The organism is Lutibacter sp. (genome assembly GCF_030692605.1).
Lineage (GTDB): Bacteria > Bacteroidota > Bacteroidia > Flavobacteriales > Flavobacteriaceae > Lutibacter.
The window spans coordinates 1-24,954 of record NZ_JAUYUD010000010.1; the positions used below are offsets into that span (position 1 = coordinate 1).

Below are 24,954 nucleotides of genomic sequence, written 5' to 3' on the forward strand. Positions count from 1 at the left end.
CTTGAAATCAAACAATATATAGACTATTATAATAACGAAAGAATTAAATCAAATCTAAACAAAATGAGCCCGATAAAATATCGAGCTCATTATTGTCAAAATTAATTATAAATTTGTCTAACTTTTTGGGTTCAGTCTAAAGGTTGCTTTTTTATAAATTTATTGGAATAATACTTTTTAATTATTTCCTAAAATTAAAGGTAAACCATCTTTAGAACTACCTACAATAACCACTTTACTATTTGGTGATTTTGCAAGTTCTAAGGTAGCTTCAATACCTTTATCCTGTAAAATTTTATCAGTTAATGATGCACTTAAAATGCGGTTTGCATCAGCTTTACCTTTGGCTTCGATAATTTGTTTTTGAGCTTCTTTAGATGCAGTAACTAATCTAAATTCGTATTCTAGCGATTCTTGTTCTTGTTTCAGTTTACGCTCAATCGCATCTTTAATAGTAGCAGGCAAAGTAACATCTCTTACTAAAAGTTCATTTAATTGAACGTATTGATTATCTAAAATCTTTTTAGTTTCATCAAAAATTTCACTTTGTATGACATCTCTCTTACTTGCATATAATTGTTCAGGTGTATATCGCCCAACAACACTACGAGCAGCAGAACGAAGAGCAGGCTTTATAACTCTTTCTAAATAGTTTTCACCTTTTTCTTGATGTAGTTTTCCTAAGTTATTATAATCAGGAACAAACCAAGCCGATGTTTCTAAAATAATATCCAATCCGTTTGATGAAAGAACTTTCATTTTTTCAAACAATTCTTGTTGACGAACTTCATAAACTACTACATTATTCCAAGGTGCTACCACATGAAACCCTTCTCCTAATGCTGGCTGATCTACTACTACCCCACCATCAAAACGTTTCCACAAAACACCAGCTTCACCAGCATCAATGTTAATTGTAGATTTTGAAATAAATATTATTAAAACTATCCCTAATAAAATTAAAGGCATTATAGTTTTAGGCAATTGCAATTGTCCATTTGTACTCATTTTTTTAAATTTTTAAATTTCATCAAAAATACGAAACAGAATTTACATGATGATTATGTAAAATTTATTTAATTTATTTTAATACTAATCAACTGGTAAAAAAGCTCCTTTTATTAAGATTTTTTTATTTCCAATTTCTTCCGGAATAATTACTTCAATCCAATTTTCATTTTTTACTCCGACTTCTATTTTTGTTTTTTCAAATAGATAAATACCTTTTTTTTCTTCTTTAAGCATTAAAACATAAAATAATTCATCTTTTTCTATAACAGCTGTAGCTGGCAAAGCAGTTTTTTGCACTAAATCTGTAATTATTTCAGCTTCAACAAACATTCCAACCAAAAAGTTTTCTTTTTCATTATGCAAATGTCCGTGCACTTTTACAGTTCTATTTGCATCGATAGATTTACCTACTAAATGTACTTCTGCATCATAAGTAATTGCAGATGATTCAGGAATGTTAAATTTTATAACTTGCCCTTTTTTAATTTTTAAAACATCTTTTTCAAAAACAACTAATTCAAGATGTATGTGAGTATTATTAATAATTTCAATAATAGCATCAGAGTCACTCATAAACTTTCCAACACTTCCGTAAACTGCTGTTATGCTACCACTTATTGGTGCGAAAACTGAAATTACAGATGTAATTTTACCAGCCTTAACATTAGTGGGATTGACATTTAACATTCTCAACTTTTGATCTAAACCATTCACTAATGCTCTTGCGCTTTTATAATCGCTTTCTGCTTTTAAATAACTTTTTTGTGATGTTATTTTTTCGTCGAATAATGTTTTTTGCCTTTCATATTCCGATTTTAAATACATCAATTCCTCTGAAGTTTTTAAATAATTCTGTTGAATTTCAATAAAATCAAGATTTTCAATAGTAAAAAGCAATTGTCCTTTTTGTACATTATCACCTATTAGTAAAGGGATTTTTTTAATATATCCGCCCATTACAGCACTAACCATTGCTCTATTTGCTGGCGGAACATCAATTAAACCATTGATTTTTATACTTTCAATAAAACTTTGAGTTGATACACTACCAAGTTCCATTTTTGCACTTTTAAATTGGGCTGTTGTAATTTCAATAGTTGAAGAAGTGTCTTTTTCTTGTGGAATAACTTCCGCTTTTTCCGATGAGTTACAAGCACTAAATAATGCTAAAAACCCAATAAATAGTACTATGTTTATGTTATATTTTTTCATTATTATCTATTATAAGTTTAAATAATTTATGTTTAAAACAATTTGATTGTAATTGTTTAAAGTAGTTATATAATTAATTTTTATTTGACTCGAGTTTTCGATACTTTGTATGTATTGAAAGAAATCTATCTCACCACTTTTATAGCTAATTGAAGCTGTTTTTAAAATTTCAGAAGCTAATTTTTCACCACTTTCATAAAAGTAATTTAATTCTACCTCTGTTCTTTTTAGTTCTTCTAAAAGTAAATAATACGTTGCTTTTAACTTTACGTTTACATCTATAATGCGCTCATTTGCAATATCTTTATCTATTTTAGTTGCAGCCATTTTAGATGCTTTCCCAAAGAAAAATAGTGGGATTGAAATCCCTGCTTGGTAACTATTTACAGAGACATTTGCAGCTATATCCTTACTAGAGAAATAATTAAAACTTAAATCGGGTAAAAGCTTTTGAGCTTCGAGAGAATTCACAGCTTTCAACAATCTACTGTTTTCCTTATAATAAGTAATTATAGAATTAGTGCCTAAATCAATATCATTTACTGTAACCTTTTTTAATTCAAAAGGTTGAACTTTTATTTTTTCATCTGTTTGAAGCAATAAATTTAAAGATTCATACGCCAAATTTATATCATTTTCAAGCTGAGCTATAGCTACTTTAAACTGTCTATGCTTAGATTGCGCTGTAATCATTTCTAAATAATTTGACTCTCCTAATTCGAATTTACGTTTTGCAGCGTAAGAAAAGGTTTCATACAAACTATCAACTTGTTTTAAGTACACTTTTTTAGCATTTAAGTAAGCAATCGTATAGTATTGCTTTGAAACTTCTTTTTCTAATTTATTTTTAGCAATAGTGTAGCTTATCTCTTCCATAGTTGCATTTATTTTACCAACTTTTCTTTTAGCAAAATATACTGTAGGAAACTCTATTAATTGTTCAATTCCATAGGTTTCGAAAGGCTTTCCGTCTATTCCTAAATTGGTTTCATCATTTAAATAATAAAAATGAGTTTTTGGAATATCGAACGCAGCACCAATAAGTTTGGTATTTTTAGAAACTTCCATTCTTTTAATTAAAAGCTCCTTATTATTGTCAATTGCATTAGAAATTGATTCTTCTAAAGTCAGTGTTTTTTCTTGTGAAAATCCAACAACTGGAACTAAAAGAAACAACAAAATAATAGTTGGTTTGAATTTCTTTTTCCTTTTTATTTTGAATTCTTTTGTGTCAAAAATTGCATATAATACGGGTAAAACAACTAGCGTTAATATTGTAGCTGATATTAAACCTCCAATTACGACTGTAGCTAACGGTCTCTGAACTTCGGCTCCAGCATTGGTTGAAATTGCCATAGGCAAAAATCCTAAAGCGGCTGCAGCTGCGGTTAAAATAACTGGCCGTAGTCGTTCTTTGGTACCTTTTAAAATTCGTTCATTTACATCATCCATTCCATGTTCTTTTAATTCTTTTAAATGTTCAATAAGTACAATGCCATTTAAAACCGCTATACCAAATAATGCAATAAAACCAACACCTGCAGAAATACTAAATGGTAAATCTCGAATCCATAAGAAAAGTACACCACCAATAGCCGATAAAGGAATTGCTGAAAACACCATCAATGCTTCTTTTATAGATTTAAATGCAAAATGTAATAGTATGAATATCAACAATAAAGCAATTGGTACTGCTACTTTTAATCGTGCTTTTGCACTATTTAAGTTTTCAAATTGTCCACCATAAGAAATGGTATAACCAACAGGTAATTTAACTTGATCTTCTATGATTTTCTGAACATCTTTTACCACTGATTCCATATCCCTATTTCTAACATTTACTCCAATAACAATCCGTCTTTTAGTATCATCTCTCGATATTTTTGCAGGTCCTTTTGTATATTCAATAGTTGCTAATTCATGCAATGGAATTTTATCTCCAGAAGGAGCATCAACATATAAATTTTTAAGATTATCAATATTTTTTCTAGATTCTGGTTGTAAACGAACCACTAAATCAAATCTCCGTTCGCCCTCAAAAACATTTCCTACTATTTGCCCTGCAAAAGCCATTGAAACTACCTGATTTAAATCTTGAATATTTAATCCGTAACGAGCTACTTTTTTTCTATTATAAGTAACTGACATTTGAGGCAATCCATCAATTTTTTCAACTATTATATCTGCGGCTCCTTCAATATTTGCAATTTTAGTTTTGATTTCATCAGCCTTTTTAGCCAATATTGCTAAATCCTCACCAAATATTTTGATAGCAACATCAGCCCTAACACCTGTAATTAACTCATTAAAACGCATTTCAATAGGTTGTGTGAATTCAAAATCTACTCCAGGAATAATAGATAATTTTTCTTTAAACTTATCTGCCAATTCATCTTTTGAGTTTGCTGAAACCCATTCACCTTTCGGTTTCAATTTTATAATAACATCACTTTCTTCCATTGACATTGGATCTGTAGGTACTTCAGCCGCACCAATTCTAGAAACCACTTGATCAACTTCAGGAAAGTTATCTAATAAAATTTGCTCTATTTGTGTTGTAATTTCTACAGTTCTTGATAATGAAGTCCCCGTTTTTAAAACCGGCTGAATTACAAAATCTCCTTCATCTAATGTCGGTATAAACTCACCTCCCATTCTTGTAAATAATACTCCAGTTCCAATTAACAAAGCTATAGATGAAATGATAACAATGTTTTTATGATGTAAAGCCCATTTAATAGTTGGTTCATATAAATTCAAAAAGAAGTTCATTAAACGTTGTGAAATGTTATTTTTAGAAACTTTTTCAGGTTTTAAAAAGATAGATGCAATAACTGGAACATAGGTAAAACATAAAAACATGGCACCAATTAGAGCAAAACTAAATGCCATTGCCATTGGTTTAAACATTTTACCTTCAACACCACTTAAAGACAAAATTGGAATAAATACAATTAAAATTATAAGTTGTCCAAATACTGCAGAAGTCATCATTTTAGAACTGCTCTTATAGGTAATTTCATCAATACTATCTTGTCTGTCGCTTTCAGACAACTGCATTAATTCTGTTCTATTACTGGTAATTTTAAAGGCTATAAATTCGACAATAATTACGGCACCATCTATTATAATACCAAAATCTATGGCTCCTAAACTCATTAAATTGGCATCAACTCCAAAAACGTACATCATAGATAATGTAAACAGTAATGACAAAGGAATTACCGAAGCTACAACCAAGCCAGAGCGAAAACTTCCTAATAATAGTATTACCACAAAAATTACGATGAGAACTCCAAGAATTAGATTTTCAGCAACCGTAAAAGTGGTTTTTCCAATTAATTCACTTCGTTCTAAAAAACCATTGATAAAAACACCTTCAGGCAATGTTTTTTGAATTTCAGCAATGCGCTCTTTTACTTCTTTAATAACTTTATTTGAATCGCCGTCTTTTAACATCATTACTTGTCCTAATACCTTCTCGCCTTCTCCATTTCCAGTAATTGCACCAAACCGATTTGCAAAACCAAAATTTACTTCTGCAACATCTTTAATTAAAATTGGGATTCCATCAACATTTTTTATAACAATATTTTCAATGTCTTCTATAGATTTTATCATTCCTTCACCTCGCACAAAGAAACTCTCATTTGTTTTTTCAATATAACCACCACCTGCAACACTATTATTCATTTCTAAAGCATCAATTATTTGAGTGGCTTTTATATTCATTGATTTTAATTTCTCAGGATTTATAGCAACTTCATATTGCTTTAAAAAACCACCCCAAGTATTCACTTCAACGACACCAGGAATTCCAGACAGTTGACGTTTCACGACCCAATCTTGGATAGTTCTTAGCTCCATTGCCGAATATTTATCTTTAAATCCTGGTTTTGTATCTAATATGTATTGATAAATTTCACCCAAACCAGTAGTTATTGGACCCATTTCTGGAGTTCCAAAGCCTTCAGGAATTTTATCAGCTGCTGTTTTAATTTTTTCAGCAATTAATTGTCTAGGTAAATAGGTTCCAATGGCATCGTCAAAAACAATAGTAACCACAGATAATCCAAATTTTGAAATTGACCTAATTTCTTTAACACCTGGCAAATTTGCCATTTCAAGCTCTACAGGATAAGTTATAAATTGCTCTACATCTTGTGTAGATAAATTTCTTGATGTAGTTATAACCTGTACTTGATTATTTGTAATATCAGGTACAGCCCCAATTGGTATTTGTGTAAGTGAAAATATACCGAATCCGAAAATTGCAGCAGTCATTAATAAAATGATCAATTTATTTTCAATACTTATCTTAATTATTTTTTGTAACATAATTTAATTAATTAATAATGTATATTATTGAGAAACAGATTAATGCTACTCAAATTTAATTATAAAAAAATAGAACTATGTTACTTTTGTGGTGGTTGAAAAATAAATTTACGGAATAAACTTTTAAAAGAATTTTTGTAAAAAAAGTTAGAAACAGTAATAACTATGTCATTATATTTAAATTCGATATAATTAGTAACTATTATAAAATTAAATTGAAATGTAGAATCTAATTGATGGTGTTGAAATGGAAGGTTCTGATGCTCTTTATGATCTTCTTTATGTGAATTTTCTAAAGAACCGTAATGCATTGAGATAAATTCTGAAATAGAATCACCTTTTTCTAAATGTGTTATAAAATGACTTGCTAGTGCTGGAATTTTATAATAATCATTGAACTCAACGTTAAAACTTTGAAGTAAAACGGTTATTATTAATATATAAGCAATTGCTTTTTGCACTGTTAATTTATTAGATAATTAAAATATTTTGTAAATGTGAATATATAAAATTACAATAATTTAAAATTACTATAACTAATATCAATTAAACTATTGATTAACTTTATCAGTGTGTCTAGCAAATTAAATTTTACCATAATACTTTCTAGTAAACCATTCTAAACTAAGAAAAAACAGTAATAAACCCAATAACCACTTCCAATCTATTAATGGTGTATTTTCTGTTTTGGTTGATTGGAGTCCTTTAAATCTACTATCTTCCTCCAATTCTTTTAATAACATTTCAATTTGATCTGCATAAAAGAGTTTTCCTTCGGTATTTTCTGAAAATTGTTTCAATACATCATCATTTGCATTTACAAATTGATGTTCAACTTCAAAAGGAATTATTTTAAATGTTCCATTAAATGAATCATCTTCATTTTCAACTGTTATAGAATAATTATAAATTCCAAATGGAAGATTGGGTAATTCTAAATTAAATCTGGATTCAAATAAGGAGAACGGAATTCGCTTTTCAAATTTTTCATCCACTTTACTTAAATTTAGCCATAATTTTGCTCTATAATCAAAATTATAATTATTATCCAAATAAATTGCTGAAATTTTTAGTTGATCATTTCCATAATAAAAAGGATTACTGAATACTTGTAATCTAGTGGCATTAGAATTTGAAGCTAGGTATTGAAATAAATTAGAAAAATAGGTATCAAATTCTTCAAAATGTTGATTTTTTTTGAAGCTTTCCATTCGCCATTTCCAAGAATTTTCTCCAAATAAAACACCTATTTTTTGCTCTGAATTTTCAATAGTTACAGCCAATGGTTTAGTATTATTTAAATTTATATCTTTTTGATAAAGAAGTGTTTGAGATTCTTTATTTAAAGTAATATCGCCACTATTGTCTTCTAAAGGTGGAAATTTTTCAAAACCTAAATCAGTACTTAAAAACGTTGCATAGGAATTATTATAACTAGCAAAATATATTGATGATGAAGTACCATTCTTTTTTGAAAAATTTGGTTGAATTCCATTTAAAAAAGTCCAATCTGTACTTAACCCTGTAATAATAAAATAATTTTTTTTGGTATCTTCTAAAATATTAAATATTGTCTTGAATTGCGAATTTGGCTGATATAAAATAACTAATTGATAGTTGTTTAAATTTTCTTTAAAATCTTTTATTAATGAAACAGTTACTTTTCTTTGTTTTGAACTTTCAATCGATTTTTTGAACATTCCAACATCGGGGTGATTTATTGAAGAAAGTAATATTATATTTGTTTGATCTTCTATAACATTGATGCTAAATTCTTTACTATTGTTAAGTGTATTTTTTTCATTAGTAAGAGACTCTATTTTTGCAGTATAAAATTGATTTCCTTTCATTGTCGCGTTAAGAAAGATTGAAACAGTTTTGGTATTATCTATACCATTGAAAAGAAGAATATCTGAATAAACGCTTTTATTTTTATAAAATATTTCAATTTTTTTTGAAATAATTTTTGAACCAGTATAATTCACAACCAATTCTATAGGAAATTTATTATTGATGTAAGTTACTTGATTTATATTTAATTGAGAAATTGAAATATCTTCAAGTTTAGTGGTATCACCCACAATCAATGAATAAACAGGGCTGGAATATTTGATGTGTTCTATACTTTTTCCGATGGTTTGATTACCATCAGAAATTAAAACAACTGGATTAATTCCTTTTTTATAGATTGATTGAAATTCAGTGAATGGCTTTGACAAATTGGTTTGTGATTCTTTAAAATTTAGAGAATCTAACAATTTTATGCCAGAACCGAAGGAGAAATATTGAATGTCAAATTTATCTATTAATTTTTTATTCTTCTGAAATAAGGTAATTAAATTTATAATTACGTCTTCTTTCTTAAAATATTTTATGGAAGCTGAATTATCAGCAACAATTAGTAATTTCGGCTTGGTTATTTCAGATGATGTCGATTCAATACTAGGATTAAACAATAAGATTATTACTAAAAAAATAGTGCAAAATCTTAAAAATGACAATAAATAAGCAATATTACTTTTAGCCCCAGTTGTTTTATGAAAATATTGAAAATAAGAAACAAACAAGGCAATTAAAACAGCTAATATTACTTGGAAAACAGTTGCTAATCCCATTGTTTGTTTTGAAAAATTATATCAATTGTTAAAAAAATATTTTTAAGTAAGCATCCCTCCATCAACACTTAAAGTTTGACCAGTAATATATGAACTCAAATCTGAAGCTAAAAACACACATGCATTTGCAATATCCTCAGGTGTTCCACCTCTTTTTAATGGAATAGCATCTGTCCAACCTTTTATGGTATCTGCAGGCAAACTTGCAGTCATTTCAGTTTCAATAAAACCTGGTGCAATAACATTACTACGTATGTTTCTTGAACCTAATTCTAAGGCAACTGATTTAGAAAAACCTATAATTCCCGCTTTTGAAGCTGCATAATTTGCTTGGCCGGCATTTCCTTTTAATCCAACAACTGAACTCATATTTATAATAGATCCTGAACGTTGTTTCATCATGGGTCTAATAACCGCTTTAGTTAAATTGAAAACCGATTTTAGATTCACTTCAATCACAGTATCAAAATCTTCTTCTGAAATACGCATTAACAAATTATCTTTTGTAATTCCAGCATTATTTACTAAAATATCTATTGTTCCAAATTCTTTTAAAACTTCAGTAGCTAATTCTTGAGCTGCATCATAATTTGCGGCATTAGATTGATAGCCTTTAGCTTTTACTCCATAAGATTCTAATTCTTTTTCTAATTCCATTGCAGCTTCAATTGAAGCACTATAGGTAAATGCTACATTTGAGCCTTGTTGGGCAAAAGTAACTGCAATTCCTTTACCAATTCCTCTTGTTGCTCCTGTTATTAATGCTGTTTTATTTTCTAAAAGTTTCATTTTTTATTTTCTATTTAATTTTTTAGATTTTTAGAAGTCAAATATACATAATTGTATAAAAATAAACTGCTCTCAATTTACATCAATTTTAAAATCACTAATAAACAACTAATAAATCAAGATATTCATCATAAAATCACTTTTATGAATTAAAAATAAAATTATTCAATAAAAAATGATATTCATCACATTTTGCTTTATATGTGCCAAAAAATGCATGATTATTTATTAGTTGTTAAATTTTTGTTATATATTTCCCAAATTAATTAACAAAACAACAAAAACATGAATTCAAAAAAACAATTTATTTTAGGGATTTTCTCTTTTTTTACGGTCGCTATATTTGCGCAATCGTATCAAGTCACTGGGAAAGTAACAGACTCAGATAACCAGCCAATGCCAGGTGTTTCAGTGACCATTGAAGGAACATCAAGAGGAACTACGACTGATTTTGATGGTAAATATGCAGTTATGGTACAAAGTACTGAAAACCTTATTTTTTCATATGTAGGGTATAATGAAAAAAAATTACAAATGGACGGCACAAAAATATTTAATATCGTCTTGGTTTCTGGAGTAGCACTAAAGGAAGTGTTAGTCGTTGGGTCGAGAAATCCAAACAGAACAGCAGTTGACACTTCAGTACCTGTTGATATTATTGATGTTACTGAACTAATTACAGCTGGACCACAAGTTAACTTAAACCAAATATTGAATTATGTGGCACCTTCATTTACGTCGAACACCCAAACTATTTCTGATGGTACAGACCATATAGACCCAGCTTCTTTAAGAGGTTTGGGCCCTGATCAAGTTTTGGTATTGATTAATGGTAAAAGAAGACACAATTCATCATTGGTAAATGTGAATGGTACATTTGGTCGTGGTAGTGTTGGTACCGACTTAAATGCAATACCAGCAGCCTCTATAGAACGTATTGAAGTTTTAAGAGACGGTGCAGCTGCACAATATGGTTCAGATGCCATTGCAGGTGTTATTAACATTGTATTAAAAAGAAGTACTAATGTGTTAAACCTAAATGTTACAACCGGAGCAAATTTTACTAAAAATGCAAATGACCAAACTGGTGGTGTTGATGGAGAAACAACAAATGTTAGTGCAAACTATGGGCTCCAATTAGGTGACAAAGGTGGTTTTATAAACTTTACAGGAGATTTTGACGTTAGAGAAGACTACAGCAGAATGAAAGAATGGGAAGGTACTATCTTTAACAAATATAATACTGTTGAAAGATTTGCAAATAATGCCGGGTATGATTTGTCTAAATTATTGGATGATAATGTTGCAGACGTAATTCAATATGGTAATGCAGCTGGTTTTGGTTTAAGCCCAAGTGCTACAAAAGCAGAATTACGAACTATCTTAGGAGCTGATAATACTGCTGCTGAATTAACGGCACGCGGATTGGAAAGAAGTGATTTTAATATGAGAGTTGGTCAGTCATCATTAAGAGGTGGTCGTTTCTTTGCTAACTTATCCCTTCCTTTAGATGAAAAAGGAACAGAATTATACTCTTTTGCAGGTATGAGTTCAAGAACAGGTAATTCTGCAGGATTTTATAGATTACCAAACCAAAGCAGAACTTATACTCCAGCTTATATCAATGGATTTTTACCTGAAATCAATTCTAATATTTCAGATAAATCCTTCTCTGTTGGTATCAAAGGTAAAGTTTCTGAATGGGATGTTGATTTTAGCAATACTTGGGGAAAAAATGCATTTATGTACACTATTGGAAATACATTCAATGCTTCTATGCAAAATACTTCGCCTACACTTTTTGATGCAGGTGGATTTTCATTTGCACAAAACACTACTAATCTAGACATTAGCCAGTTTTTTGATGATACAATGGCTGGTTTAAACGTAGCTTTTGGTGCTGAATATCGAATAGAAAATTATGATATTATTGCAGGGGAACAACCTTCTTACGCACAATATACTGCTGATGGACAAGCCATTACTTTATCTACACAAGTTCCATCAAAAGATTTCTTTGGAAACTCAAGACCTGGTGGAGCTCAAGTTTTCCCTGGATTTAGCCCTGCCAACGAATTATCTCGCGGAAGAAGCAGCGTTGCTGGATATTTTGATTTGGAAGCCGATGTTACTGAAAATTTATTATTAAGTGGTGCCTTGCGTTATGAAGATTATTCTGATTTTGGTTCTACTTTAAATTTTAAAGTTGCCACTAGAATAAAAGCAGGTGAAAACACCAATGTTAGAGCCGCATTAAATACTGGTTTTAGAGCGCCTTCATTACACCAATTGAATTTCAATTCTACCTCCACAATTTTTAATAACTTAGGTAACCCTGTAGAAGTTGGTACATTTGCCAATGACAGCAGACCTGCAAAAATATTAGGTATTCCTCAATTAAAAGAAGAAACCTCAAAAAGCGTTAGTTTAGGATTTACCTCTAAATTACCTGACGCTCATTTAACATTTACTGTTGATGGCTATTGGGTAGGAATTGATGATAGAGTTGTATATACTGGGCAATTTGGTGGAGCTGCCATTGCGGCAGAATTAGCTAAGGCAAATGCATCAGCTGCTTCATTTTTCGCAAATGCAATTGATACAGAATCAAAAGGGATTGATATTGTAATAACGCATGATGCTTTGATAGGAACTAATGCTAAGTTAAAATCTGACTTATCAGGTACTTTTTCTAAAACAATAAAAGTTGGCGACATTAAAGCCTCTGATGTTTTAATTAATGCAGGCTTAGTGGGAACATATTTTCCTGAAGACAGCAGGGTATATTTGGAAGAAGCTGTGCCTAGAACAAAAATTAATTTATCGAACAGTTTAACGACTGATAAATTTAATGTGTTTTTAAGAAATGTTTGGTTTGGTGAAGTTACAGAAGCAACTACAACTGTTGCCAACCAACAAGTTTTTGGATCTAAATTGGTAACTGATTTATCATTTGGATATAAAATGTCTGAGAGCACAACAATTACAGTCGGCGCAAATAACTTGTTTGACATTTATCCAGATAGAGCTACCCAAGATTTGCAGCCTGATGTGCCTCTTGACCAAAACAATAGAAGTGATGGTAGATTTGACTGGTCAAGAAGAGCGCAACAATTTGGTATTGGAGGTCGTTTTCTTTTTGCAAGATTGAATTTTATATTAAAATAATAACTAAATAAAAAGTCTTCAAAATAGAAGATTAAATTTTGAATATTTAAAACCCGTAAAGATATTTTGTTTACGGGTTTTTCATTTTTAAGAAAATTGGACTTTCAAAAAACAATTTAAAATATATTAATATGAAGGGTTGAATGCAATTAATTTTTAACGATGATTTTTCGTTACTTCGAGTGATTTTCGTTTCGTTTTACTGCACAAAAAACATTCAAATAGAACAGGTTAATATGATATTTATCAATTCAATTAACAACTATTATAGCGTATTTTTGCAGTAATTATTTTAAGCGAAATAATTTAACTCGTGAAAAGGTTATAGTTATAAAAAAATATGAAAACTACTTCAATTCTAATAATTCTGATTTTTTTAACTACACAAATCAATGCACAAAATACAATATTAAATATAAAGGATAATGCAAATTCAAGTGTTATAGAGCTTCCTTTAGCTTCAAAAATCATAAATTCTCAACCTGAATTTCAAGGCGGTCATAAAGAGTTAGCCAAGTATTTAAGCAAAAACCTTAAATACCCAAGAAATTCAAATAATTCGAGTATAAGAGGAAAGGTAATTGTAAGTTTTAAAGTTGAAGTAGATGGTGAAATTTCTGATGTAAATATAGTTGAAGGCGTTAACAAAATACTTAATAAAGAAGCAAAAAGAGTTGTTGAGAATATGCCAAATTGGAAACCTGCTTTTGAAAACGGTATTTCAGTAAGTAATGTCCTTATGATTTCTATTGTGTTTTTTAGAAATTAAAGCTTTCAGTAAGTCCATTTTATAAATTAAAAAGCTCCTCGTTTTGAGGAGCTTTTTTCTTGAGGTAATAGAGTAAAACAGTTAAATAAGAATTGTTTTTTTACCAATAATATGAAGCTCAGTAAATTCCTTTGAAATTACCAAAACATTTCCTTTAAGACTGGAACTCAAATCAATTTTAACATTATCAACTTCTACTTTTCTGATTTCAAAGGGCAATCCAATTAAATTAATTTCAAAAGTTTCATACGAAGTAATAAATTTTCCTGATCTAAATTGTTGAATGGTCAAGGAATCTTCTTTGCCCAATAAATTAAAGTTTCTCAAGCTAAATCTTCCCTTTTTGTAATCGAATCCATCTTCTGCATCCTCATAAACCTGGGATTTTTCTTGTCCGAATTTAAAAAAGACATCTAAATGAAGTTCCCCTATTTGTTTTTCCCCTACATATTGCTGAATGGGATATTTTGGGATTATGGCGCCTTCTTTCACAAAAATTGGCATACTGTCCAAATCGGCATCAACCCAAACTTCATTTCCTCCTTTTATCAAGGAATTGTCCCAGAAATTATACCAATTTCCTTCAGGCACATACATTCTTCTTCCTTTGGCATTTGGCTCGGTAATTGGACAGGCCAATATTTTTTCCCCAAAAATAAATTCATCGTTCCTATAATGCGTATGTGCGTCGGCTTGGTCATATAAAACCAAAGATTTCAAAATAGGAATCCCTTCTGTTGCATAACGCCAAAATGCCGTATATAAATAAGGCAACAATTGGTACCTGATTTCAATGAATTTTCTTACAATATCAGTAATGTTATCGCCAAAAGCCCAAGGTTCCTGGTCACCATGGTCGCCGGATGAATGCGTTCTGCAAAACGGGTGAAAAATTCCCAATTGAATCCAGCGTGCATAAAGTTCCCCGTTGGGCTGTTCTGCAAATCCGCCAATATCTGAACCCACAAATGAAAATCCGGACATGCACATTCGTTGTGCCTGTGCATTTGCAATAGATAAATGTTCCCAAGTAGCTACATTATCACCTGTCCAAGTGGATGTATATCGTTGAGTTCCAGCGTATGCGGCTCTTGTAATTACAAAAGGTCTTTTTGGATACGAAAACTTTTTTAATCCGTGATAGGTAGCTCTCGCCATTTGCATTCCATATATATTATGTGCTTTTCTATGGCTACAATGGTTCCCATCATAATCATGCCTTACGTCATCTGGAAATGTTTTACCAGGAACGTCCATAACGGCTGGCTCGTTCATGTCATTCCAAACACCCTTTACACCAATATCTTCAATTAATTCTTTAAATAAACCTGCCCACCATTCTCTTACTTTAGGATTTGTAAAATCTGGAAAATAACATTCTCCTGGCCAAACTTTACCTTTCATATAAGGACCGTCTGCTCTTTTACAAAAATAATCTTTGTCGAGAGCTTCTTTAAAAACGCTATAATCTTTGTCAATTTTTATGCCGGGGTCAATTATAGCTATAGTTTTAAAACCATTATCTAAAAGTTCTTTAACCATTCTTTTAGGATCTGGGAAATACTTCTTATTCCAAGTAAAGCACCTAAATCCCTCCATATAATCTATATCCAAATAAATGGCATCACAAGGTATTTTTAACTCTCTAAACGTATTGGTAATTTCTTTTACCTTACTTTCTGGATAATAACTCCACTTACATTGATGATAACCCAAAGCCCACAGAGGGGGCAATTGATGTGGCCTTCCAGTCAGATCTGTATAATTGGCAACAACATCTACCATATTTGGCCCGTACATAAAATAATAATTCATTTCTCCTCCCTGAGCCCAAAAACTAGTGACGTTTCTTCGCTCATGACAAAAATCAAAAAAAGATCTAAAGGTATTATCAAAGAAAATTCCGTACGCTTTTTTATCGTGAAGCCCTACATAAAAAGGAATGGCTTTATAAATAGGGTCTGTATCTCTACCATAGGCATAAGAATCTGTTACCCAATTTTCAAATCTTTTTCCTTTTAAATTATTTTGAACAGGTTTATCGCCCAAACCATAATAGCTTTCACCAATTTGAGACATTTTTGACATTTTAACAATGTCACCACCATTTTCATGACTCTCTTCCCAATGAAAACCCAACTCATCTTCACAAATTAAATAATTATCAACAGCATCAAATAAAGAGATACGCATATCCAATTTTGAGACTTTACATATTATTTTTGAAGTTTGAATACAGTAATATTTCTCATTTTCAGTAATGTCTAACTGATTAAATCCTCTACTCGCATACTTTGTAATGGCATAAGAGAAATCGTTTTCAAAAATAGAAGTTGTTGTAAATCTAAAACGAAAAATACTATCCCGTTGCACTGTAATTTGCAATACAACTCCATTTTCGCTTGTAAAATAAAGTGTATCTACATCTTTTTTGTATGATATTATTTTAGTTGGAAATAAATTTCCTTTAAGCTCTAATTCAGTATTTAAAATCATTTACTTGTATTTAAAACAAGGTGCAAACGTACTAAATTTCTTGTTTTTAATAGGTATTTTTTTAGCAAAAAAATCTATGTTTTTTTAATTTAAATACATTTTTACACTTAAATTATCCTTTTTTTATAAGTTTTATTTAAATTTAAAAATAGTAATTGCTAATGACGCAAGTTTAACTTCAGCTGAAAAGAGTTTAGAATGGTATGGTATCTCTTTTATTTTTAATTCATTTTTATTTATAAACCCACCTCCTCCGTATATTTCAGAATCACTGTTAAAAACTTCAATAAGAGTTCCATTTATTGGAATTCCTACATTATAAGCTGTTATAGAAGAAGGGGTAAAATTGCAAATAACCAATACATCATTTTCTATTTGGTTTCCTTTTCTAATATAGGAAATTACAGAATTTTCAGTATCATCATAACTAATCCATTCGAAACCTTCATTGCTAAAACCTTTTTCATACAATGCTGGTTCAGATCTATAAAACAAATTTAATGCTTTAAAATAATTTTGAGTGTTTATATGTGGATAGAAATTGAGTAAATTCCAATCTAAACTTGTTTCAAAATCCCATTCTTCATATTGTCCAAACTCACTTCCCATAAATAATAATTTTGTGCCTGGATGTGTAAACATATAACCATACATTAATCTAAGGTTAGCAAATCGTTGCCACTCGTCACCAGGCATACGTCCTAAAATTGATTTTTTACCATAAACAACTTCATCATGAGAAAGTGGTAACATGAAATTTTCAGTAAAGGCGTAGGCTAAACTAAATGTTATTTCATTTTGATGGTATTTTCTGTAAATTGAATCTTTAGAAAAATATTCTAAAGTATCATGCATCCAACCCATCATCCATTTCATTCCAAACCCTAAACCACCCATTGTAGTTGGTTTTGAAACCATTGGAAATGCAGTAGATTCTTCAGCAATTGTTTGCACATCAGGAAATGATTTATATACTTCTTCATTCAATTCTTTGAAAAATGAAACCGCATCTAAATTTTCTTTTCCTCCATATATATTTGGTTCCCATTCACCATCCTCGCGAGAATAATCTAAAAATAACATGGAGGCAACGGCATCAACCCGCAAACCATCGGCATGGTATTGGTCTAACCAAAATAGTGCATTACTGATTAAAAAGGAACGGACTTCATTTCTTCCATAATTAAAAATTAAACTTTTCCAATCTGGATGATATCCTTTTCTTTTATCGGGATGTTCGTATAAATTAGAACCGTCAAAAAAACCTAATCCGTGTGCATCTTCTGGAAAATGAGATGGAACCCAATCTAAAATAATTCCAATGTCATTTTGATGCAATTTATCTACTAAATACTTAAATTCATCGGGGTACCCAAATCGGGAAGTTGGGGCAAAATATCCTGTAATTTGATATCCCCAAGAAGGATCATAAGGAAATTCCATAATTGGCATCAATTCTACATGTGTAAAATTCATTTCTTTTACATAGTTTACCAAATCATTGGCTAATTCAACATAAGATAGAAAACGATTTTCTTCCAAATGTTTTTTCCATGAGCCTAAATGAACTTCATAAACTGAATATGGTGCGTCTAACGCATTATGTTTCTTTCTTGTTTTTAACCAATTAGAGTCTTTCCACTTATAAGAATCTTCCCAAACAATTGATGCAGTTTTAGGTGGATGTTCACATCTGCGTGCATATGGATCTGCCTTTTCAGAAATATAATTGTCTTTTTCTGAATGAATTTTATATTTATAAGAAGTCCCCTTTTTAACAAATGGGATAAATCCTTCCCATATTCCGGAAGAATCCCAACGAACATTTAATTGATGTTCACCATCTGACCAATAATTAAAGTCTCCTATTACTGATACTTGTTTAGCTGTTGGAGCCCAAACTGCAAAATAAGTTCCAGAAATGTTATTAACTGTAACTATATGAGAACCAAATTTCTCATATAGTCTAAAATGTTTCCCTGCCTTAAATAAATTTATGTCAAAATCTGTAAATAAACTATATACTTGAACGTTAGCCATATTAAATTGTAAATCCGTTTGGAATTATTGCGCCTTTTTTAACTACAACAATGCCATCTCTTATAACATAAGTATCACTTTCTGTATCTTCTAAATGTTTTCCTCCATTAATTCTAACATCATCACCAATGCAACAATTTTTATCTAAAATTGCATTTTTAATAAAACAACGAGCTCCAATTCCCATTGAAACTACACTTGAATCTACTATTTCTTTTAAAGGCTGATAAAAATCACTTCCCATCATATATGTATTAATAACGGTAGATTCCTTATCAATTCGAGATCGAATTCCAATAACTGAGTGTTCTATTTTACCTGCATTTATAATACAACCATCTGCAATTACAGTTTTTTCTAAAATGGTTCCTGAAATTTTGGTTGTAGGCAACATTCTGGCATGTGTATAAATACGTTTGGAAACATTGTATAAATCAAATTGTGGAAAATCATCTGTTAACCCTAAATTAGCTTCAAAGAAAGAATCTATATTACCTATATCTGTCCAGTAACCTTCGTACTGATGACTTATAACTTTATGTTTATCAATAGCTTGAGGAATTATTTCTTTACCGAAATCATTGGTATTAGGATTACTCATTAACTCAATAAGCAGATCTCTATTAAAAATATAAATACCCATAGAAGCAAGATAAATACGCCCTTCTGCTTTCATTTCATCACTTACTTCTGAAGACCAATCAGGCAATAATGCAGCAGCTGGTTTTTCAATAAAAGAAGTAATATCATTTTTGCTATTTGTTTTTAATATACCAAATGATGTAGCATCTTTTGCATTTACTGGTATGGTTGCGATAGAAATAGCAGCTTTCTTTTTAATATGTTTTTCAACCATTTCTTCAAAATCCATCTGATACAATTGATCTCCAGATAATATTAAAGCATAATCAAAATCATGATTTAAAAAATGGTGCATACTTTGTCTCACCGCATCTGCAGTACCTTGAAACCAGGTACTATTTTCAGGAGTTTGTTCAGCTGCTAAAACATCAACAAATGCAGAGCTAAAAAAACTAAAATGATATGTATTTTTAATGTGTCTGTTTAAAGATGCTGAGTTAAATTGTGTTAAAACAAACATTCTTTTGATATCTGAATTAATACAATTTGATATAGGAATATCAACTAATCTATACTTCCCAGCAATTGGTACCGCAGGTTTAGATCTGGTTTGTGTTAGTGGATGTAATCTTGAACCTTGTCCACCACCCAATATAATTGCTAAAACTTTATTACCTATCATAATTATCTATTTAAGAGATTTGTATAATTTAATGTATTCATTTGCTGAAGCACTCCAAGAGTGATCTATACTCATTATTTTTTTTCTTATTTTTTTAAATTTCGGGTCATCATTAAATAATTTAATACTCCTACCAACGGCATCAACTATCTGCTGTACCGTAGTTCTTTCATGGCAAATTCCAAATCCACCAATTTGGTCAATATCGGTAATGGTATCTTTCAATCCACCCACATTTCGAACAATTGGAACGGTTCCATAACGTAATGAATACATTTGATTTAATCCACAAGGTTCAACTCTTGAAGGCATTAATAAAAAATCTGCACCAGCATAAATAATATGGGATAATTTTTCATCATACCCAATAAATACATTGTATTCTCTTATAAAATTGGGTTTTAATGCCTTTAATTCATCTTCAATTTCCTTATGCCCTGAGCCTAACAATAAAATGGTGCAAGATTTTTCCTTTAGTATATTTCTAAAAGAAACTGGGAACAAATCAGACCCTTTTTCTCCAACCAACCTTCCAATAAAGGCAACCATTGGTTTTTTTTCATCTAAATTAAAATGTTTGCAAAGCCACTTTTTATTTGTTTTTTTACCAGATTGAATTGTGCTGGATTTATAATTTTTAACAATATAAGAATCATTTTCAGGATTCCATACCTCAGTATCTATTCCATTTAAAATTCCAACACATTTTTTGCTTTCATGGTTTAATAAATTTTCCAAACCATTTGCTTTTATTTTTAATTCTTCCATATAACTTGGAGATACCGTTGTTACCCGCCAAGCACATTTAATTGCAGCAGCCAAAGGATTGATAACTCCACCCCAATCTAATAATCCTACTTTAGCAAAATTAAATTCTGGAATCACATTAATAATATCATGTGAAAACCATCCTTGGTATTGAGCATTATGAATTGTTAAAACTGTAGGAATGTTTTTAAGTGATTGGTATTTGTATGACTGGGTCATCATAAAAGGAATAAGACCTGTATGATGGTCATGACAATGTATTATGGAAGGTTTTTCATTCTGTGTTAGCATCCAATCTAAAAATCCTATTTGAAAAGCCAAAAAACGAATGGTATCGTTGTTAGAATATACAAAATCTTTAAATAATAGCTTTGGCACATCTACCAAAAATAAATCAAACCCTAGATTGTTGTTTTTAAGGGTTAATATCCTACATTCAAAATCTGAATCGCCTATTGTGATTTTCGATTCATGAAGTACTGAAAATTTATTATTTCTCCGAAAGTCGTTGTTATAAAATGGCATAACAACCTGTGAGACAATAGTTGAACTTTTTTGATATTTTGGTAATGAACCAACCACATCTGCAAGCCCGCCAACTTTAGCAATTGGGTAGCACTCTGCACTAACATGATATATTTTCATGGTGATTATTTAAAAGTCAAAAATTACAAAAAAAAAATGATAAAATTTATAATTTCAATTTAAATATTAATATATTTTCCAATATAATAAGTAACTCACAATCAAAAAATTGAACTTAATTAAAATTTAAAAGAATAAAAAAGAGAGGTAAAATTACCTCTCTTTAAAATATTTACAAAAAAAAATCTAAATATTAAAAACCGTTCTGCTTTTTAATTAAATTTAATGCAGACCCTTCTTTAAACCATTCTATTTGACCTTCATTATAGCTATGGTTCAATTTAATTATTTCTTTAGAACCATTTGAATGAACAAGTTCAATAGTTAATTTTTTATTAGGGGCAAATTCATTTAAATCTAAGAAATTTATCGTATCATCTTCTTTAATTAAATCATAATCAGCTTCATTCGCAAAAGTTAATCCTAACATACCTTGTTTTTTTAAATTAGTTTCGTGAATTCTAGCAAATGACTTCACAATTACAGCAGCAACACCTAAATGACGCGGTTCCATGGCGGCATGTTCTCTAGATGAACCTTCGCCATAATTATGGTCTCCAAAAACAATCGAATAAATTCCAGCCGCTTTATAATACCTTGCAACATCTGGCACAGGTCCATAAACTCCAGTCAATTGATTTTTAACAGAATTTGTTTCAGTGGTAAATGCATTTACAGCGCCAATTAAGCAATTGTTAGAAATATTGTCTAAATGTCCTCTATATTTTAACCAAGGCCCTGCCATAGAAATATGGTCTGTTGTGCACTTCCCAAAGGCTTTTATTAATATCTTGGCTCCCTTAATTTCATTGGAAATTGGCTTGAATGGATCCAAGAGTTGTAATCTATCAGAATTTGAATTTACAATAACTTCTACTTTTGAACCATCTGCAAATGGTGCAACAAACCCTGGATCTTTAACATCAAAACCCTTTGGCGGTAATTCAAAACCAGTTGGCTCATCGAAAGAGACTTCTTCTCCATTTTGATTGATTAATTTATCCGTTATTGGATTAAAATCTAACCTTCCACTAATTGCAATGGCTGCAACCATTTCTGGAGAAGCCACAAATGCATGAGTGTTTGGGTTTCCATCAGCTCTTTTTGAAAAATTTCTATTAAACGAATGTATAATCGAATTTTTTTCTTGTTTATCGGCCCCTTCTCTTGCCCACTGACCAATACATGGTCCGCAAGCATTGGTAAAAATTTTCGCATTTAAACTTTCAAAAATATGTAACAAGCCATCTCTATCTGCAGTATATCGCACTTGTTCAGAACCTGGATTGATACCAAATTCTGCTTTTACTATTAAATTTTTATCTAAAGCTTGTTTTGCAACAGAAGCTGCTCTAGATAAATCTTCATACGATGAATTTGTACAAGAACCTATCAATCCCCAATCCACCTTTAAAGGCCAATCATTTTTTGTTGCTTTCTCTGTCATTTCACCCACTTGTGTTGCTAAATCTGGTGTAAATGGACCATTAATATGTGGTTTTAAATCTGACAAATTAATTTCAATTACTTGGTCGAAATATTGAGTTGGATTTGCATATACTTCATCATCACCTGTTAAATAGGAAGCTATTTTATTTGCTTCATCTGCAACTTCATTTCTATCCGTAGCGCGTAAATAGCGTTCTATTGATGTGTCATATCCAAAAGTTGAAGTAGTTGCTCCAATTTCGGCACCCATATTACAAATTGTTCCTTTTCCAGTTGCTGATAAAGCTTTTGCGCCTTCACCAAAATATTCTACAATACAACCTGTTCCTCCTTTTACGGTTAAAATACCAGCAACTTTTAAAATAACATCTTTTGAAGAAGTCCAACCAGATAATTTACCTGTTAATTTAACACCTATTAATTTAGGAAATTTTAGCTCCCAAGCCATACCTGCCATCACATCAACCGCATCTGCACCTCCAACACCAATAGCAATCATACCTAATCCGCCAGCATTTACGGTGTGCGAATCTGTACCAATCATCATACCACCGGGGAATGCGTAATTTTCCAATACAACTTGATGAATAATTCCGGCACCTGGTTTCCAAAATCCAATTCCATATTTATTGGAAACTGAGGCTAAAAAATTAAATACTTCACTACTACCATTAAGAGCATTTTGCAAATCTACATCTGCACCAATTTTAGCTTGAATTAAATGATCGCAATGCACAGTTGTTGGAACTGCAACTTTATTTTTACCTGCTTGCATAAATTGTAATAATGCCATTTGAGCTGTTGCATCTTGACAAGCAATTCTATCTGGTGCGAAATCTACATAATCTTTACCTCTACCAAAAGCAGCTGTAGGAGTACCTTCCCATAAATGATTGTATAATATTTTTTCAGCTAAAGTTAGTGGTTTTCCTACAACAGTTTTTGCAGCATCAACTCTTTCTGCCATTCTATTATACACACTTTTAATCATTTCTATATCAAAAGCCATATTTCTATATTTTTAAATTAATTTTATTTGACGAAGGTACAAAAAAGGTTTTTTTCATTGATTAAATACCTTTAATATGCACCTTATTTTTTTAATAGCATTTTTGAGATATCTTTTTTTTTCAATAATGTAATATTTTGAAGAAAAACTCTTGTTTTTTTGATAAAATGATAAATTTTTTATTTTAGTTAAATAATGTTTATCACAAAAATCAATTAAATAGTACCTTAAAATGTGTAGATCCATCCACCTATTCCTAGTATTTTCTATTTCTATAATTTAATATGGGTAATTCAAAATACTTATAAAGCAGTATTGAAAAAAAACATGGTGCAACTTAAAAACAATAAAATTAGGCCAAACTTTTGAAGAAAAGAAAAATTAATACTATCAAAAAATTCCCGTAACCCAAGAAATACAATGGAATAGTTTACTAAGTAAATCGAATAGGAATGCACACTTATAAATTTTACAGGTTTTAATAAAACCCCTGAATAATTTAATGCGTACAAATAAGGAAACAATAGTGCTAAACTTAAAATTACAACTTGAAGATATACAAACACATAAAAACCTAGATTTATTTCTGGAACTAGCTTAAAATTGAAGATTGAAAGGTGAACAAGAAAAAATAATAGTAATCCAAAAATAAATAATACAATTTTATGTTTATGAAGAAAATTTGTCCATTTTCGGATAGCATAAACCAGTAAAAAGCCAATATAAATGGAATCAACTCTAAATATAACTACTTTTCTAAAAGAGGAACTCCAATCGCTATCTGAAGCACTATTTGCATGTAAATAATACTTAACTTTTAATGCGGTAAAACCTAAAATTAACAAGAATGTAACCCAAATAAAAATTCTTTTTTTGTCTATTCTTTTTAACAACTTAAAACTCATAAATAATGAAAAAGGTAGTACTAAGTAAGCATATTCTTCAATGGATAAACTCCAATCTTCTGTGAAAAAATCGGGATGTGGGGTTGAAAAATTTTGAAAAAAAGGTAAATATAATAAGATCTCTTTTGGTATATTTTTATCCAATAACAATAAAATTATTACATTCAACAATAAAATAAGATAATAATTAGGTAGCGTTCTCAACTACCTTCGTTTCCAAAATCGAAATAAATCTGATAATCTTGTTTTGTTTTGATCAATTTGTTTTAAAAGAATTCCTCCTATTAAAAATCCACTTAAAACAAAAAATAAATCTACACCAATTACTCCTAAAATTTTAATCAATATTACAATCGCATGTTCAGAATAAGGAAACAGTAACAATGTGGCATGTGACATTACAACCAATAGAATTGCAACAGCTCTAATTAAATCCAATCCGAAAATTCTGTTAATTTGATTAGAATTCATTCATA

The 24,954-nt window shown here is 30.3% G+C and carries 16 protein-coding genes; 3 read left to right on the top strand and 13 right to left on the bottom strand.

The features are described 5' to 3' along the window. Positions 1-6 precede the first annotated feature (6 nt). Positions 7-105: an IS3 family transposase gene (locus Q8S45_RS13920; protein WP_371132950.1), complete on the top strand. Its 99-nt coding sequence runs from the start codon at positions 7-9 to the stop codon at positions 103-105. A 72-nt stretch (positions 106-177) separates the two neighbouring features. Here the strand turns inward: Q8S45_RS13920 and Q8S45_RS00905 are convergent, their stop codons facing one another. From Q8S45_RS00905 to fabG, 6 genes are all read right to left on the bottom strand, one after another. Continuing rightward, positions 178-1,008 (bottom strand): prohibitin family protein, encoded by an 831-nt coding sequence (locus Q8S45_RS00905; protein ID WP_305600361.1) that lies wholly within the window; start codon positions 1,006-1,008, stop codon positions 178-180. A gap of 84 nt (positions 1,009-1,092) precedes the next feature. Further along, a complete protein-coding gene (locus tag Q8S45_RS00910) occupies positions 1,093-2,223 on the bottom strand; it encodes an efflux RND transporter periplasmic adaptor subunit (protein WP_305600363.1) in 1,131 nt (376 codons plus the stop codon). A gap of 9 nt (positions 2,224-2,232) precedes the next feature. Continuing rightward, positions 2,233-6,561, bottom strand: a complete 4,329-nt coding sequence (locus Q8S45_RS00915) for a CusA/CzcA family heavy metal efflux RND transporter (RefSeq protein ID WP_305600365.1) — start codon at positions 6,559-6,561, stop codon at positions 2,233-2,235. Positions 6,562-6,641: 80 nt separating this feature from the next. Beyond that, positions 6,642-7,022: a hypothetical protein gene (locus Q8S45_RS00920; RefSeq protein ID WP_305600367.1), complete on the bottom strand. Its 381-nt coding sequence runs from the start codon at positions 7,020-7,022 to the stop codon at positions 6,642-6,644. Positions 7,023-7,145: 123 nt separating this feature from the next. Beyond that, a complete protein-coding gene (locus tag Q8S45_RS00925) occupies positions 7,146-9,176 on the bottom strand; it encodes a VWA domain-containing protein (RefSeq protein ID WP_305600369.1) in 2,031 nt (676 codons plus the stop codon). Positions 9,177-9,218: 42 nt separating this feature from the next. After that, entirely contained in the window at positions 9,219-9,965 is a 747-nt protein-coding gene (fabG, locus tag Q8S45_RS00930) for a 3-oxoacyl-[acyl-carrier-protein] reductase (RefSeq protein WP_305600371.1), read from the bottom strand. Positions 9,966-10,250: 285 nt separating this feature from the next. Between fabG and Q8S45_RS00935 the strand changes: the two genes are divergently transcribed. Together Q8S45_RS00935 and Q8S45_RS00940 are read left to right on the top strand one after the other, a co-directional pair. Next, the gene (locus Q8S45_RS00935; RefSeq protein WP_305600373.1) at positions 10,251-13,133 is read left to right on the top strand and encodes a TonB-dependent receptor; all 2,883 of its coding nucleotides are present in this window, start codon (positions 10,251-10,253) and stop codon (positions 13,131-13,133) included. 340 nt (positions 13,134-13,473) lie between these two features. Beyond that, positions 13,474-13,902 carry an energy transducer TonB gene (locus tag Q8S45_RS00940; RefSeq protein WP_305600375.1) on the top strand — a complete coding sequence of 143 codons (429 nt, stop codon included), beginning with the start codon at positions 13,474-13,476 and terminating at the stop codon, positions 13,900-13,902. Positions 13,903-13,983: 81 nt separating this feature from the next. Here the strand turns inward: Q8S45_RS00940 and Q8S45_RS00945 are convergent, their stop codons facing one another. The 7 genes from Q8S45_RS00945 to Q8S45_RS00975 all read right to left on the bottom strand — a co-directional run bounded on the left by Q8S45_RS00945 (position 13,984) and on the right by Q8S45_RS00975 (position 24,949). After that, entirely contained in the window at positions 13,984-16,398 is a 2,415-nt protein-coding gene (locus Q8S45_RS00945; protein ID WP_305600377.1) for a glycoside hydrolase family 31 protein, read from the bottom strand. Between the two features lie 132 nt (positions 16,399-16,530). After that, complete coding sequence (gene glgB / locus Q8S45_RS00950) at positions 16,531-18,438, bottom strand: 1,4-alpha-glucan branching protein GlgB (protein ID WP_305600379.1); 1,908 nt, start codon at positions 18,436-18,438, stop codon at positions 16,531-16,533. 1 nt (position 18,439) lies between these two features. Continuing rightward, positions 18,440-19,702 carry a glucose-1-phosphate adenylyltransferase gene (locus tag Q8S45_RS00955; protein ID WP_305600381.1) on the bottom strand — a complete coding sequence of 421 codons (1,263 nt, stop codon included), beginning with the start codon at positions 19,700-19,702 and terminating at the stop codon, positions 18,440-18,442. Positions 19,703-19,708: 6 nt separating this feature from the next. Continuing rightward, complete coding sequence (locus Q8S45_RS00960) at positions 19,709-21,115, bottom strand: glycogen synthase (RefSeq protein WP_305600383.1); 1,407 nt, start codon at positions 21,113-21,115, stop codon at positions 19,709-19,711. 193 nt (positions 21,116-21,308) lie between these two features. Further along, a complete protein-coding gene (locus Q8S45_RS00965; protein ID WP_305600384.1) occupies positions 21,309-23,573 on the bottom strand; it encodes an aconitate hydratase in 2,265 nt (754 codons plus the stop codon). 302 nt (positions 23,574-23,875) lie between these two features. Beyond that, positions 23,876-24,622, bottom strand: coding sequence for a hypothetical protein (locus tag Q8S45_RS00970; RefSeq protein WP_305600386.1), 747 nt, complete (start codon positions 24,620-24,622; stop codon positions 23,876-23,878). Positions 24,623-24,682: 60 nt separating this feature from the next. Further along, positions 24,683-24,949 carry an acyltransferase gene (locus tag Q8S45_RS00975; protein WP_305600388.1) on the bottom strand — a complete coding sequence of 89 codons (267 nt, stop codon included), beginning with the start codon at positions 24,947-24,949 and terminating at the stop codon, positions 24,683-24,685. Between the last annotated feature and the right edge of the window lie 5 nt (positions 24,950-24,954).